General features: G+C 46.0%; 13 protein-coding genes. All 13 read right to left on the bottom strand.

The window, feature by feature from the left end:
• Nucleotides 1–313: 313 nt before the first annotated feature.
• On the bottom strand, nucleotides 314–1,474 hold the full coding sequence (gene galK, locus FYJ73_RS12260) for a galactokinase (protein ID WP_154535011.1): 1,161 nt from the start codon (nucleotides 1,472–1,474) through the stop codon (nucleotides 314–316).
• 83 nt (nucleotides 1,475–1,557) lie between these two features.
• Nucleotides 1,558–2,601 carry an MFS transporter gene (locus tag FYJ73_RS12255; RefSeq protein WP_336509607.1) on the bottom strand — a complete coding sequence of 348 codons (1,044 nt, stop codon included), beginning with the start codon at nucleotides 2,599–2,601 and terminating at the stop codon, nucleotides 1,558–1,560.
• A gap of 9 nt (nucleotides 2,602–2,610) precedes the next feature.
• A complete protein-coding gene (locus FYJ73_RS15965) occupies nucleotides 2,611–2,796 on the bottom strand; it encodes a hypothetical protein (protein WP_235899360.1) in 186 nt (61 codons plus the stop codon).
• A 117-nt stretch (nucleotides 2,797–2,913) separates the two neighbouring features.
• Complete coding sequence (locus FYJ73_RS12250) at nucleotides 2,914–4,002, bottom strand: aldose epimerase family protein (RefSeq protein ID WP_154535010.1); 1,089 nt, start codon at nucleotides 4,000–4,002, stop codon at nucleotides 2,914–2,916.
• Nucleotides 4,003–4,113: 111 nt separating this feature from the next.
• Nucleotides 4,114–5,403, bottom strand: coding sequence for a bifunctional folylpolyglutamate synthase/dihydrofolate synthase (locus FYJ73_RS12245; RefSeq protein ID WP_154535009.1), 1,290 nt, complete (start codon nucleotides 5,401–5,403; stop codon nucleotides 4,114–4,116).
• 58 nt (nucleotides 5,404–5,461) lie between these two features.
• On the bottom strand, nucleotides 5,462–6,625 hold the full coding sequence (gene dnaJ, locus FYJ73_RS12240) for a molecular chaperone DnaJ (RefSeq protein WP_154535008.1): 1,164 nt from the start codon (nucleotides 6,623–6,625) through the stop codon (nucleotides 5,462–5,464).
• Between the two features lie 30 nt (nucleotides 6,626–6,655).
• A complete protein-coding gene (locus FYJ73_RS12235; protein WP_154535007.1) occupies nucleotides 6,656–7,312 on the bottom strand; it encodes a nucleotide exchange factor GrpE in 657 nt (218 codons plus the stop codon).
• Nucleotides 7,313–7,374: 62 nt separating this feature from the next.
• A complete protein-coding gene (locus FYJ73_RS12230) occupies nucleotides 7,375–9,003 on the bottom strand; it encodes an ABC-F family ATP-binding cassette domain-containing protein (protein ID WP_154535006.1) in 1,629 nt (542 codons plus the stop codon).
• 266 nt (nucleotides 9,004–9,269) lie between these two features.
• Nucleotides 9,270–10,544, bottom strand: a complete 1,275-nt coding sequence (locus tag FYJ73_RS12225; protein WP_154535005.1) for a zinc ribbon domain-containing protein — start codon at nucleotides 10,542–10,544, stop codon at nucleotides 9,270–9,272.
• Between the two features lie 54 nt (nucleotides 10,545–10,598).
• A complete protein-coding gene (locus FYJ73_RS12220; RefSeq protein WP_154535004.1) occupies nucleotides 10,599–11,288 on the bottom strand; it encodes a glycoside hydrolase family 25 protein in 690 nt (229 codons plus the stop codon).
• A gap of 114 nt (nucleotides 11,289–11,402) precedes the next feature.
• Entirely contained in the window at nucleotides 11,403–12,194 is a 792-nt protein-coding gene (locus FYJ73_RS12215) for a hypothetical protein (RefSeq protein ID WP_154535003.1), read from the bottom strand.
• A 12-nt stretch (nucleotides 12,195–12,206) separates the two neighbouring features.
• Nucleotides 12,207–13,493, bottom strand: a complete 1,287-nt coding sequence (locus tag FYJ73_RS12210) for a Na+/H+ antiporter NhaC family protein (protein WP_154535013.1) — start codon at nucleotides 13,491–13,493, stop codon at nucleotides 12,207–12,209.
• 45 nt (nucleotides 13,494–13,538) lie between these two features.
• Nucleotides 13,539–14,606: a LacI family DNA-binding transcriptional regulator gene (locus tag FYJ73_RS12205; RefSeq protein ID WP_154535002.1), complete on the bottom strand. Its 1,068-nt coding sequence runs from the start codon at nucleotides 14,604–14,606 to the stop codon at nucleotides 13,539–13,541.
• Between the last annotated feature and the right edge of the window lie 53 nt (nucleotides 14,607–14,659).

Raw genomic sequence — 14,659 nt, 5'->3', positions numbered from 1 at the left:
TGGCGTTTCTTGTGTACGAACATGATGCAAAGATAGCTTGCGCCACCCAAAAATCCAAATACAAAGTGTCACTTTATTGATTTTTAATGATTTACGGCCGTTAACGGCTATTAACGTGGAAAACAGGGGAGTAGCTGCAAAAGTGGGTTTTTCAACGTGCTTTTTGCCCTTCTACTCCATCGTGCTGGCTCTAGAAGCGGACGTCTTGGTGAAGTGCTTTTGTAAGAGAGTTTGATAAATTAAGAGTAAGCAGGTCAAAAAAAAGCCTTCTGCCAAAAATGGCAGAAGGCTTGATATTGTGTTGATGATAAGCTTAGCAAATCTTGCGTGCTCCATCGCCGATCACTACATCGATGACGACGGGTTCGTGGTCATATGCTGCTTTGAAGTTCTTCTTAGCCGTAGCGATGAATTTATCATAGATTTCGTCTTTGACAAGATTGATCGTGCAACCACCGAAGCCACCGCCCATGATACGGCTGCCGGTGACGCCACACTCTTTGGCAACGTTGTTGAGGAAATCAAGTTCTTCGCACGAGACCTCATACTCTTTGCTGAGTCCGTAATGGGTCTCGTACATTTTTTGTCCGACGGTCTCGTAGTCGCCTGCTTGCAGTGCATCGCAGACGGCCAGTACACGGTCTTTCTCACCCAAGACGAAGTGAGCACGCTTGTAGTCTTCTGCACTGACTTTATCCTTCACGGCTTCCAACTCATCCCAGTCTGCATCGCGCAGAGTCTCGAACTTCTTGTCGGGGAACTGCTGGCCGAGAGCCTTGACAACATTCTCACAGGAGTTGCGACGGTCGTTGTAGGGGGATCCTTTCAGCTCGTGCTTTACTTTGGAATTGAGAAGTACAAGCTTGTAGCCCTTAGGTTCCCAAGGGAAGTACTCAAACTCACGGCTGCGGCAGTCCAGGCGCATGAGCTTGCCTTTCTTTCCGAAGACAGAAGCAAATTGGTCCATGATACCGCAGTTTACACCTATATATTTGTGCTCTGTAGCCTGACCAGCCAAGACGAGGTCCCATTTAGAAACCTTGTTGTCTCCGAAGAGGTCGTTGAGTGCAAAGGCAAAGCAACTCTCGAGTGCTGCACTGGAAGACATGCCTGCACCTAAAGGTACATCGCCGGCGAATGCTGCGTTGAAAGGCTTGACGTCTACGCCCAGTGCACGCATTTCCTGCACGATGCCATAGATATAGCGGGCCCATGTTGCTGACGGACCCTTGGGGTCGTCGATGGTGAAGTGCACCATATCTTTCAGGTCGATGGAATATACGTTGCAGGTCTTCTGACCGTTGGGACGGATCTCTGCCATGATGCCCTGCTCAACAGCACCGGGGAAAACAAAGCCTCCGTTATAGTCGGTATGTTCGCCGATGAGGTTGATACGACCTGGTGAAGCATAGATGTTACCGGTCTTGCCATCGAAATGCTTCACAAATCGGCTTCTTACAAATTCTATATCCATAATGATTCTAAAATTTATTAGTTATAAGATGAATTGCTATTTGGTATTGTTATTCCTTGGATTCTTTAAAGTATCTGTTATGCTTATTTACTTAATCCGATCTTGGAACCGAGGTTACAGAACCATAAGATATAAGCATAGAAGATAAACAGGCAGCAAGTGGCGATGATCACGCCGGCTGCGTCTACAACAGATCCCATTAAGGGCATGAGCAATGCTGCGCCAATGACGCCCGTGTTAATGACTCCGGTTGCTGCCTTGGTATGTGGACCAAGCTCTTGAAGTCCGAGGTTGAAGATCAACGGCCACATCACGGAGTGAAACAGACCGGCTGCCAGCATAGCATAGATGCCAATCATACCGGGGAGAATGATTGACAGGGCAATGCAGAGTGCACCTAAACAAAGACATGCACTCAGCAACTTGCGAGGTTGGAACTTGGCCAAAATGGCAGCTCCGACGAAACGGCCTACCATCATGCCTCCCCAATAGAATGCCAGAAAAGAGGTGGCTACAGACGCATAGTTGGAAGCATATTCCGGCATAGCCTTGAACTTGTAGGGGAGCATCGAAGGTACGCCAATCTCTACGCCCATATACATGAAGATGGCTAAAGCGCCCAGCCATACGTGAGGATACTTGAACACGCTGCTCTTATATTCGCGATGAACGCCGGCGTCTTCGGCCTGCTTTGCCTCATCAATGCGTGGCAATTTCAAAAATACCAAAATAAGGCAGATCACCAATGTGAAAATACCAAGACCCAGAAATGGACCCGGTACAGCGGATGGGGTAGGAGCTTGTCCACGTATGATCACATAAGTGATGAAAAGAGGAGCGAGTGTTGTTGCTACTGAGTTCAGAGCCTGGCTTAAAGTCATTCTGAATGCGCCTTTCTCTGGACTTCCAAGTACCATCACATAAGGGTTGGCAACATTCTGGAGCATAACTACGCCACAGGCTACAAGGCACATGCTTGCCAAGAATACAACATAGACATTGGCTTGAGCAGCTATGGCTGACTGAATACCAAACGAATTGATAATAAAGCCGATGCCGGCGACCGCCAAACCAAGGATTAAAGTGCCCTTATATCCAATTTTGCTCATCAGCATGGCAAAAGGAATACTTAATAATTAAGCACCGTAAAAGGCTGTATTGACATATTGTCCTTGCTGTGCCGTCAAGTCAAAAGCTTTGGAGCAAAAGGCGATCATCGAGTTGTTCATCGTTGTGATGAATCCAATGAGGAAGCACACGATGAAGACTACAATGAGTGCAAATGTATAGTTAGGATGTTGAGAAGTTGGTGTGTTGGTCATGATTTTTATTGGTCTGATAATGATTGATTCATTTCAAAAAGGATAGTAGAAAAGTTGCACAGTCTCATATTATTAATATGATATTCAGACATGTGCAACTTTTTACTATCTCAATGTTTATTCTTCAATGCCGAAGTGATAAATGGTGTGCTGCTTGTACTGCTCTCCAGGGTCTAGAATCACTGACGGGAAGTAAGGATGGTTTGGTGTGTCGGGGAAGTGCTGGCATTCCAGACATACGGCAGAGCGGCGAGGATAGGTAGCTCCGTGAGTACCTTTGATGCCTGTGAGGAAGTTGCCGGTGTAGAGCTGCAATCCGGGCTCTGTGGTATACACCTCCATGGTACGTCCGCTCACTGGTTCTATGAGGCGGGCTGCAAAGCTCATCTCGCCTTCCTCATGCTTGTTGAGGACATAGTTGTGGTCAAAGGCGCTGCCATTCTTGATCTGTTCGTTGTCGGCATTGATGTCCTGACCGAATGGTTTGGGTTTGCGGAAGTCGAACGGAGTACCTTCTACGAGACGAATCTCACCTGTCGGGATAGATGTCTTGTCAATTGGCAAGTAGTAATTTGCGTTGATCTGACAGATGACATTGTCGATTGAAGGAGTTGGATCGGCGATGCCTGCTAAGGCAAAGAAACCGTGATTTGTTAAGTTGATAATAGTCTTTTTATTGGTGCATGCCAAATAGTCGATGTGGAGAGAGTTGTCGTCGTCCCATGTGTAAACGACGGTTGTCTTCAATTCTCCTGTATAGCCTTCCTCTCCATAGGCGGATACATAGTGGAGCACGAGTGTGTGGTCGTTCATCAACTCAGGATCCCATACCTTGACATTGAAGCCATTTTTGCCTCCGTGTAGAGAATTCGGACCGTCATTGATAGGAACGTCATAGACTTTTCCATGGAGTGTGAACTCGCCTTTGGCAATGCGGTTGCCATATCGTCCGATGAGACGGGAGAGATATGGTTCCGGTGAGTTGATGACATCATTGATATTGTCATGTCCCATGATGACATTGGCGCGGTTGCCATTCTTGTCTGGAACCATGATGGCCACGATGGCACCCCCATAGTTTGTGATAGCGACCTCATTGCCTTGGGCGTTCTTTAACACGAAGAGATCTGTCTTCTTCCCATTTACAGTGGTCTGAAAGTCTTCACGCTTCAGGCCACAGATGTTTTCCGTTGCTGTGTTTGTCATATCAACAAGTTTTTAGTTACGTCTTATATAGTTTTTCCTTTTACTTGCAAAGTAACTAAAAATAAGTGATAAAAACAAGTCAAATGACGATAAAATACCCTTCTTGTAGTGTTAAAAATGCTTTACCGACAGGAAGTCTGCTACAATATAGCTCGAGCCACCCACAAAAATGAAGTCGTCTACAGATGCGTCTGCCATTGCATGGCGAAAGGCATTGTCTACACTACCATAGTCTTCTCCTTTCAGATGGTGTTGATATCCAAGGTCTTTCACTTTGGAAGAAGGAATGGCGCGTTGTGATGTGGCCTGTGCCCAATAATATATTGCATTTTTGGGGAGTAGTGTCATTACGGATGATATATCTTTGTCATCGACCATACCGAAGACCATTCTCAATTGTTTGCAAGGCATGCTCTTGATTTGGGGAGCAAGATATTGCCAGCCGCCTACGTTGTGTCCAGTGTCGCAAATGACTAAAGGATGCCGGTTGATAATTTGCCATCTGCCTGTCAGACCTGTCGTCTCTGATACAGTGGCAAAACCTTTGTGGATAGTATCTGAGGTGACGTTGGGATCGTGGAGCTCTCGTAGTGCACATAGGATGGTATTGGTGTTCTTCGTCTGATAGTCTCCACCGAGCTCTCCATGAAAAGAGCCAAAGTTGTGGGTGACATAATTGCGTCCTCCTTGTGCGTCAAGACATGGCTCTGAAGAGATGACTTCTGGTTGATCCTCGGCAAAGGTGATAGGGGCACTTTCTGCCTTGGCTTTTGCTTCAAAGACGGGACGTGTCTCTGCACAGGCTTCTCCTACGACAACAGGAGTATGGGGTTTGATGATACCTGCTTTCTCTCCGGCAATCTTTGCCAAAGTGTTACCAAGGAATTGTGTGTGGTCGAAGCTGATATTTGTGATGATGGACAATTCTGGGCGAATGATGTTGGTGCAGTCAAGACGTCCGCCAAGTCCTACTTCTACGACAGCGATATCTACTTTTTGCTCTTGGAAATAGAGAAAAGCCAAGGCGGTTGTCAGTTCGAAGAAAGAAGGATGGAGGGGTTCGAAAAAGTGTCGTTCCTTCTCAACGAAGTCTATGACGCGTTGCTCACTGATAGGTTTGCCGTTGACACGAATGCGCTCTCGGAAATCCACTAAATGTGGAGACGTATAGAGACCGACACGATAGCCTGCCTGTTGAAGAATCGCGGCTATAGTATGCGAGCATGAACCTTTACCGTTTGTGCCGGCAATATGGATCGTGCGGTAACTTGTGTGGGGATGACCAAAGTGTTCATCCAATGCCAAGGTATTTTCCAGTCCTGCCTTATAAGCAGAGGCACCAACATGCTCGAAAACCGGTGTACTGTTAAATAGATATTCAACACATTCTTGATAAGTCATCGTCAAGGGATAAGATATAAAAACAATCCCTCCCGTTGCCAGGAGGGATTGTCATGGATTAATTGAAGTAACTTTTGAATTTCTCGAAGATGTTTTTCTTTGTTGACGTGTCGCCTTTGAAGTTTTCACTGTCGCGTAATTCTTCAATAGCTTTACGCTCTTCTTTCGATAACGTCTTAGGCACGTAGACACTCATGTTCACCACCAAGTCTCCGGTACCGGTGCCATAGCCTTTCAGTGCTGGTAGTCCTTTACCTCTCAGTCGTGTACTCATGCCGGGCTGGGTGCCTGGTGCGATTTTCATCTTTATCTTGTTTCCACTGATTGTTGGTACTTCCACTTCACCGCCTAAGGCTGCTGTTGGGAAGTCAAGAAGAAGATTATATATAATATCTTGCTTGTCCCTGATGAAAGTGTTGTCCTTCTCTTCTTCTATAAAGACTTGGATGTCACCATTGATACCATTGTGTGGAGCTGCATTGCCTTTGCCGTGTGCGTTGAGAACCATGCCGTCTTCAATGCCTGCGGGGATGTTGATCTCTACAACTTCCTCGCCTTTGACAACGCCAGTTCCGTTGCATTCCTTACACTTGTCTTTGATCACAGTGCCTTCGCCATGACAGGTTGGGCACTCGCTCTGCGTGGTCATCATGCCGAACATAGAGCGTACGGTACGGGCAACAACACCAGAACCGTGACACGTAGGACATGTCTCTGGCTTTGCGCCGTTGGCTGCTCCTGTTCCATGACAGGCTGTACAAGTCACATCTTTTTTGACTTTGAACTTTTTGGTTACGCCGCTTGCAATGTCTTGTAGAGAGAGCTTGACTTTCAGTCTCAGGTCAGAACCGCGGTAAACCCGTTGTTGCTGACGTTGACCTCCGCCGAAGCCTCCAAAGCCACCAAAGTCTGAATGGCCTCCAAAGATATCGCCAAACATAGAGAAGATGTCATCCATGTCCATGCCGCCGCCACTAAAGCCGCCAAAGCCGCCGCCTTGTGGACCGTCGAAGCCAAACTGATCGTATTGTTGTCTTTTTTGTGGATCGTGCAATACCTCGTAAGCCTCTGCTGCCTCTTTGAATTTCTCTTCAGCCTCTTTGTTACCTGGGTTGCGGTCGGGATGATATTTGATGGCCAGCTTGCGGTAGGCCATCTTGATTTCATCTTCTGATGCGTCGCGGCTTACGCCAAGAACTTCGTAGTAATCTCTTTTTTCCATTGTTTCGTGTCTTGTCGATACCTCAACAAATTATTGTCCTACTGCTACTTTAGCGTGACGTATGACTTTGTCGTTCATGGTATAACCCGTTTGTACGCAGTCGATCACTTTGCCTTTCTTGTCATCTCCCATACCAGGAACCATAGCCACTGCCTCGTGGTAGTCGGTATTGAAGTCTTGGTCTTTGGTGTCGATTTTCTTCACACCTAGACTCTCCAGTGTCTTAACAAATTTGTTGAAGATCATTTGCACACCTTCTTTTATGACTTTGGGGTCTTCACTCTTGTCAGCAATGGCACGCTCAAAGTCATCAAGAACAGGGAGTATGGCGGTCACGGTCTTCACACCACCGTTGAGAATGAGATCGGCCTTCTCACGCAGCGTGCGCTTCTTATAATTGTCGAACTCTGCGGCTGTGCGGAGGTAGCGATCTTTGAGCTCCTCTATTTCTTTTTGAGCCTCAGCCAAGGGATCTTTTTTCTCCTCTTTAGCTTGCGCGGTCTCCTTATTATTGTTATCGTGCTCGTTCTTGTCCTTATGATCTTTGGGAGTGTTATTCTTTTGCTCGTTTGAGTCAGCAGCAGCTGTTTTCTGCTTTTCGCTGTTGTGGCTCTCTTTGGCAACTTTGCTCTCAGCACCTTCTACTTTTATGTCTCTTTCGAGTTGATCTTTTTTCTTTTCTTCCATGGTAAAATGTTTTTTAATGAAAGCTTTGCAAAAAATGTGCCGAACGGACATATACTGCCATTTTAAGCGTTTCTGCCGTACATTTTTGCTTTCTGCTCTTTGATGGCGTCATCGTGGATGTACTCATCGTATGGCATCAGCTTGTCGATCGTGCCACTTGGCGTGAGCTCAATGATACGGTTGGCTACGGTCTCAATGAACTCATGGTCGTGGCTGGAGAAAAGCACGTTGCCCTTGAAGGAGACAAGATTGTTGTTGAAAGCTTGGATGCTCTCAAGGTCGAGGTGGTTGGTGGGCGTATCGAGGATGAGACAGTTGGCGTTTTGCAATTGCATTCTTGCAATCATACAGCGCATTTTCTCACCTCCGGAGAGCACATTGACTTTCTTCTCGACTTCTTCCTGACGGAAAAGCATACGACCCAAGTAGGCTTTCATCGTCACCTCATTGCCAGTACCGTATTGGCTGAGCCAGTCGACAAGATTCAAATCTGACTGGAAGAATTTCGTATTGTCAAGTGGGAGATAGGCTGTGGTGATGGTTACACCCCATTTGTAGTTGCCTCCATCGGCTTGGCGATTGCCATTGATAATCTCGAAGAGAGCGGTCATGGCTTTGGGATTGTGACTCAAGAAGACAACTTTCTGACCTTTCTCTATATTGAAGTTAACATTGTCAAAGAGAACGGTGCCATCTGCGTCTATAGCCTTCAGGTTCTCCACTTCGAGGATCTGGTTTCCGGGCTCACGATCCATTTGGAAGATGATGCCGGGATATTTACGGCTGGATGGACGGATCTCTTCTACATTGAGTTTCTCCAACATCTTCTTGCGTGATGTGGTCTGCTTGCTCTTTGCCACATTGGCTGAGAAGCGGCGGATGAACTCTTCCAACTGTTTCTTTTTCTCCTCTGCCTTCATGCGCTGGTTCTGAGCCTGACGCAGGGCGAGCTGGGAACTTTCGTACCAGAAACTGTAGTTGCCTGCAAAGACTGTTACCTTACCGAAGTCGATGTCGATGGTCTGGGTACTCACAGCGTCAAGGAAGTGACGGTCGTGACTGACAACGAGCACTGTCTGATGCTCGTCGATGTCACCTAAGTAGTCTTCCAACCATTCTACGGTATCCAAGTCCAAGTCGTTGGTGGGCTCGTCGAGAAGTAGATTGTCTGGTTTGCCGAAAAGAGCTTTTGCCAACATGACGCGAACTTTCTCATTGTTGGAGAGTTCTGACATCTGTTTCTGATGAAGACTTTCGTTGACGCCCAAGTTCTGAAGCAGTTGGGCAGCATTGCTTTCGGCCTCCCAGCCATTCATCTCTGCGAACTTTTCCTCCAGTTCGGCAGCCCGGTTTCCATCTTCATCTGTCATCTCGGGTTTGGAATAGAGAGCCTCGCGCTCTTTCATATTGTTCCAAAGAGCTTCGTAACCCATCAAGACAGTGTCCATAACGCTGAAAGCATCGTATTTGAAGTGATCCTGTTCCAATATAGAAAGGCGCTCGCCGGCTCCAAACTCAACGGAGCCTTTGTTGGGCTCAAGGTCACCGCTGATGGCGCGAAGTAGTGTAGACTTTCCTGCACCGTTGGCACCGATGACACCATAAATATTACCACGGGTGAACTTGATGTTTACATCTTTATAAAGAACTCTCTTGCCAAACTGTATGGCAAGGTTTGTCAGTGTAATCATTTTATCTTTCGATTATTATTGTGGATGATCTATTATTCCTTGCAAAGGTACAAAAATAATATGATTTACTGGCTGATAATACTGAATTTAACAATTTTGGCGATTTGTTGAGGTGATTTCTCGTAGTACATGCAGTATAGAGGCGTTGGGAGATAATGTAATAACAGATGAGGGCAGATTTGTCTTTCTTGTCACAAAAAAGGCCATCATCTTCGTGATGATGGCCTATATTTCTTTATATAATTACGGAACGCTTGATCGTTAGTCTATTCAAGGATCTTTGTCATTGACATGGATGAGATCAAGCCATCAGGTCCTATGGTGGCCTTAATATTAAATCGGGTGCTTACGGAAGTTCCGTCTACCTTGTCAACTTTTTGCACAGCAGAGAAGGTGGTGTTGTACTGGTATTCTTCGTCTCCAACTTCTTTTTTGGTAATATTGTAGTCGTTGTTGATATGCCAGTTCATGTTAGAAATGTCATCTTTATAGATTTTGTCCATGAAGACGGCTACGTCTGCTTTTGTCGCGTCGGTCTTGCCCAAAAAGTTCGACATAAGCGGTGCGACGGTTGCGGTGAGTCCATCCTCGTTCTTTGCGTTGATGGCTTGGAAGAAATGTCGGAAGATAGCCTTCACCATAGTCTTCTCTTCTGGCTGCACCGTCTTTGCTTTAAGTGCTTTGAGTGCATTGTTGGCTTGGTCTACGTGCTCACCATTGGCGTGTTCGCTTAGATAGGCTGTATAGGATTGCTCGGAATTGCCGTTTGTGGCGTCAATCCAGTCCAGTGAGTCGATTTTGTGAAGTGCCTCGGCCTTATGTTCTGAGTTGGGATGCTTGGTGAGATAATCCTCCAGGGCTGTACGGGAACCGCTTACCACGGCATTGGTCCAGTCGATGTCAGTCTGTTTTAGGTTCTCCAGCCGAGCCTCAATGGAGTCTCGGTGAGCTTCCGGTGCATCGGGGTTGGTGTCAAGGTAGGTCTGAAGCACAGTAGGATCATCACTGTTCATGGCAAACTCATAAGCTTCCTCCTCTTTAGAGTTTTTACTGCTGTTATAGAAGTAGAAACAGATGCCACAAGCCAAGACAGCGAGTATAAATCCAATGATGAGTGCACTATGGCTTTTCTTGCTAGCTTCTGGCTTCTGATGATTGCCCGAAGGTGTCGGAGGCACAGGGCGTTGAGAATTTCTATCTTCTGCTTTGTGATAGCTGCTACCTGTTCTTGGCGGAGTAGGAGGCTGTGGCATGCGCTGCTTGGTGTGTGCACTTTCCATTTCCCCCGTGTTCGCTATGTTCGGCGATTGCGGTGCATTGCTATTGTTTAGAGAAGTGTTGCCGACTTCTCCTTTTACCAATGTTTCTCCCCGTGGAGTGAGATGATGGCAGTTAGGGCACATCTCTTGATCTTTGAAATAGATCTCTCCACATTGTGGGCATCTCACGATCTTGCCAGCGATGGGCACACCGCAGTTGGGACATGCCGGAGCTTTGTCGCTGATTTGCCGTCCACATTCGGGACATTTTATTATAGCCATGATAAAAGTATATTTAGTTTTTAACGTTAAAAATCTGTTTGGTGCTCAATTAAATTATCGGTGTCGAAATCTGATTTCCCTGAGTTTGTGCTTTCCCATGAACCGGCTTTTGTCGACATATCCGTTGATGCCATTGAGGTGTCCTTTTCCTGTGTACTGCCACATGATATATTCGAGGTTGTCTTTCAGCACCGGGGTTCTCTTGGTGTATTGAGCAATCATCACTTTGTAATCTTTTAGCTTTCCCAAGAGATTATGGTCGTAGAAGTTGGCTCCTGTGTAGATCAGTGGTTTCTGCTTATATGCTTTTTCCATGAGATGAAGGAAGAGAAAAAGTGAGTCTTGGAATGCCTCTACGGAAAGTCCACTTCTCGTTTCTACATCTACCATGGGTATGAGATCCTGGTCTCCAGGCCGACATTGTGTCTTGAAGTTCTCCAGTTGTGTTTGCTGAGGTATGTTGGGACGATAGAAATGATATGACCCTACTTTCAGGCCATATCGGTGAGCAAGGTCTATATTTTGCTTGTATTTACTGTCAATACGGCTTCCGCCTTCCGAGGCTTTGAGGTATACATACGCCATTTTGGAAGTACCGATGGTCTCCCAAAACACATTGCCTTGATAGTGACTCAAGTCAATACCGTGGATATGACTGCATGTATCTTCGCATTCCACATAATTTTGAGCTTGAAGGCTCAGGGATGCAAGCAAAGCAATAATGCAAACTATGAAACGATTCATAAATGCAAAATTAGCGAAAAGTTTCCTTATCGTGTATGACATCAATTAATAATTAAAAATAATTAAGAGCAGGACATACCTGCCGCTTGTGACAATTTGCTCGACTTTTATCGTCTATTCTTCTATCTCCTGTAGCGAACGGGCGAAATTATGGAAGAAATTGCTAACTGTTTCTATCGGTGCATAAACTACATAGCAAAGTCCACGACGCAAGTTGCGGCGAAGTAAAGAAGAGTTGTTCTGCAAGAAACCTGCCTTTCCTTGTCTGAAGTGCCATTCTTCAGCGGTGTCGTTCACAGTGTGGTGAACAGATCGCATGACCAGTTTATAGGCTGAGGATTCTACATGCTCGACGAAAGGCAGTTCGTCTTGCTCAAACATGAATACAGCCATGAGCATACTGCCTTGTAATTGTGCCATGCGTCGGATATGTAGTTTGCTTAGCCATCGTTCCAACTTTACGAAGTCCACCTTGTCGCCTTTGGTTCTTAAGAAGCTGCCTAATTGTATAAGTCCGCCAAGCATGATGCCATTGTTGAGCATGGAAGATACATTATTGACAATAATCTTCAAAAGTTCCACAGCTTCAATGTTTGTGTCTATAGCATGATATTCGTTGTTGATGATCTTATGTAGACGATAGTTGAGAAATCTATTGCTCAGCTGGATCTTTGGTTGCTGGTTTGTGGCCAAAGTCTGGGTCTTTGTAAGTTCCTGAGGTATATTCATCATCTCATCCTTTTGATGCTTGGCAATTCCTTTTAATGTAGAATCTTCCACATGCTGCGTTTGTACCATCTGAAACAGACGTTGCCACTTAAAGGCTGACATCGGCTCCATTGGTTCCTGTTCATCAAGAGATCCCGACAGAATCAACCGAAAGAAATTACGTGTGATGACATCCATTGCACAAACAAGTTAAGAAAACTGCTTTGGGAAGCGAAACGCGATGGAAAGAATACCTGCTACACCCAATGCCATAGGGTAATAGAGATAGGGAAGTATATGCATGGGGCTGCAGCCGGCAAGTCCGGCAGCCAGAAGCATCTGTACACCATAAGGCAGCAGGCCCTGCGTGGTACAGGAGAATGTATCAAGGATACTAGCATTTTTTCTGTTGTCGACCCCAAAGCGGTCTCCTAATTTTTTGGCAATGTCACCGATGGTGAGTATGGCAATTGTGTTATTGGCTGTGCAGATGTTGACAAGACTCACCAAGGCAGCTGTCGCGAACTCGGCACCTCGTTTGGTATGTACGTGTGAGGTGAACTTATTGATGATGAAGTCGATGCCGCCGTTTTCTCTGATGATTTCCAACATCCCTCCGGCCATCATTGCCACCATGATCAACTCTCCCATTCCACTGATGCCTTTGCCCATTGCTATGAGCCAGGCGAAGAAGTCGTAACTGCCGTCGATCATGCCGATGATGCCACAGGTGAGTGAGCCAATGACAAGAACGGCCATGACATTCATACCTGTTACAGCTAAAATAATCACCAGCAGATAGGGTATAACCTTCATGAAATTGACGGATGCGGTATGTGTTGGTGCAGCAATGCCCTGTCCCAGAAAGGTATAAACGGTTAGCATCAGTATGGCAGCAGGCGTAGCAATAAGTACGTTGACGCGGAATTTGTCGCTCATCTTGCAACCTTGGGTTTGGGTGGCAACTACAGTGGTGTCAGAGATAAATGAGAGGTTGTCGCCAAAGTAAGCACCTCCAACGATAACTGCTGTCAGCAACGGAAGGCTGCCGCCTGTTTGATGAGCTACACCGGCAGCTATCGGTACAAGTGCAACTACTGTGCCTACACTTGTGCCGATGGCTGTCGAAATAAAGCAAGCGGCAACAAACAAGCCAGGAAGGATCAAACTTGAAGGTAAGATACTCAGCGTGGCACCTACGGTGGCATCAATAGCACCCATGCTTTTTGCAGAGGAGGCAAAAGCACCGGCCAGGACATATATCCACAGCATCAGCATCAGATTGTCACTACTGGCCCCTCTGCTGAAAATGTCGATGCGCTTTCGCAAAGGAAAGCCACCGGATATAGAAACAGCATAGATGCTAGCGATCATAAAGACCACTGTCATAGGCACTTTGTAGAAATCGCCTGCAACAATACTCAATACAAGATAAAGCAAAATGAAGACGATAAGTGGTGATAGGGCCAATAATCCTTTTGCGTTTGTTTTGTTCATGATGCTCATAAATATACTGTTATACTGTATGAACTCTTTTTTCTGTCAGAGTTGTGTGCGCCTATAAAAGTCCACATTCTCTTTGCTAAGCAATTCTATTGGCATGTAATTGATGGGATTGACTTCTTTTTTCAATACGATGGCCTGAAAAAGCGTGTCAATGCACGAGTAGCCTTGAAGGAAGGCATGTTGGGCAATGAGAAAAGAGATACTGCCACGTCTGAGACAGTCGGCATTCTTGCCGACCATGTCATATCCCATGATCTGTACGTCACGCCGATTAGTCCGCAACAAAAAGTCACCCATGATATGTGCTTTGGAACCTAATGTGATGCAATGGTGGATATCGGGATGAGCTTGAAACAAATCTTCCATTTGTTTGTTATAAAGGCTTCTCGAACCGTCCAAAGGAACTTCAAACTCTATGATTTTAGTGTCGGGGAAATGGTCATGCATATAATGTCTGAACCCTACTTCTCGGTTGTCCTGCTGTTTGCTGGCAACATAGCCGTTTTTTGTGAATTTCATCAGCACGATCTGTTTCTCTTTGGCAGCGATGAGCATCAGCATACGAGCCGCAAAATATCCGCTGGCAAAAGAGTCCTGGCCAAAGAATGACAGAGGCTTCAAGTCAGGCATATATGAGTCAAGCATGACAAACGGGATGTTTTGGGCATGGAGTTGGTCCGTAAAGACACGCGTGCTTTCTAAGTCGGCAGGCACGATGACGACGCCGTCGGGTTTGGCTTGAAGGCAGGATTCGGTAGTTTTCTTAAAGGAGTTGACATTAAAGCGCTCATAGTGATGAATCTCTGCTGTGATGTGAAAATCGCGACGAGCCTCCTGAGCATTCTTCACACCCTCCTCTATCTCTTCCCAATAGGCAATCTGCTCATGTTGGGGAATGATGACGTGAAAGGTGTATGTTTTGTTGTATGCCAATGCTGACGCATACATGTTGGGCTGGTAGTTCATCTCCTCCAAGGCCTTCTCAACCTTTTCCTTTGCGTTGGGTGATACATTGGGCCTTTTGTGCAGGACTCTGTCCACGGTTCCCACCGACACACCTGCGCGCTCTGCGATATCCTTAATTCTGATTTTGCTATCGGTCATGCTCTATAAAATATATATGTTGTTGCAAAAATAGCAATAAAAACTTAGAATGA

Origin of the sequence: Hallella mizrahii (assembly GCF_009695775.1) — a bacterium.
Classification (GTDB): domain Bacteria; phylum Bacteroidota; class Bacteroidia; order Bacteroidales; family Bacteroidaceae; genus Prevotella; species Prevotella mizrahii.
Note: the sequence above shows the minus strand (reverse complement) of the source record. Positions and strands in the feature narration are given on the sequence as shown.

Bases quoted from the DNA above. Each gene is read 5' to 3' on its own strand.
- galK (WP_154535011.1), bottom strand. From the start codon at position 1,474: ATGGATATAGAATTTGTAAGAAGCCGATTTGTGAAGCATTTCGATGGC.
- FYJ73_RS15965 (WP_235899360.1), bottom strand. From the start codon at position 2,796: ATGACCAACACACCAACTTCTCAACATCCTAACTATACATTTGCACTC.
- FYJ73_RS12250 (WP_154535010.1), bottom strand. From the start codon at position 4,002: ATGACAAACACAGCAACGGAAAACATCTGTGGCCTGAAGCGTGAAGAC.
- FYJ73_RS12245 (WP_154535009.1), bottom strand. From the start codon at position 5,403: ATGACTTATCAAGAATGTGTTGAATATCTATTTAACAGTACACCGGTT.
- dnaJ (WP_154535008.1), bottom strand. From the start codon at position 6,625: ATGGAAAAAAGAGATTACTACGAAGTTCTTGGCGTAAGCCGCGACGCA.
- FYJ73_RS12235 (WP_154535007.1), bottom strand. From the start codon at position 7,312: ATGGAAGAAAAGAAAAAAGATCAACTCGAAAGAGACATAAAAGTAGAA.
- FYJ73_RS12230 (WP_154535006.1), bottom strand. From the start codon at position 9,003: ATGATTACACTGACAAACCTTGCCATACAGTTTGGCAAGAGAGTTCTT.
- FYJ73_RS12225 (WP_154535005.1), bottom strand. From the start codon at position 10,544: ATGGCTATAATAAAATGTCCCGAATGTGGACGGCAAATCAGCGACAAA.
- FYJ73_RS12220 (WP_154535004.1), bottom strand. From the start codon at position 11,288: ATGAATCGTTTCATAGTTTGCATTATTGCTTTGCTTGCATCCCTGAGC.
- FYJ73_RS12215 (WP_154535003.1), bottom strand. From the start codon at position 12,194: ATGGATGTCATCACACGTAATTTCTTTCGGTTGATTCTGTCGGGATCT.
- FYJ73_RS12210 (WP_154535013.1), bottom strand. From the start codon at position 13,493: ATGAACAAAACAAACGCAAAAGGATTATTGGCCCTATCACCACTTATC.
- FYJ73_RS12205 (WP_154535002.1), bottom strand. From the start codon at position 14,606: ATGACCGATAGCAAAATCAGAATTAAGGATATCGCAGAGCGCGCAGGT.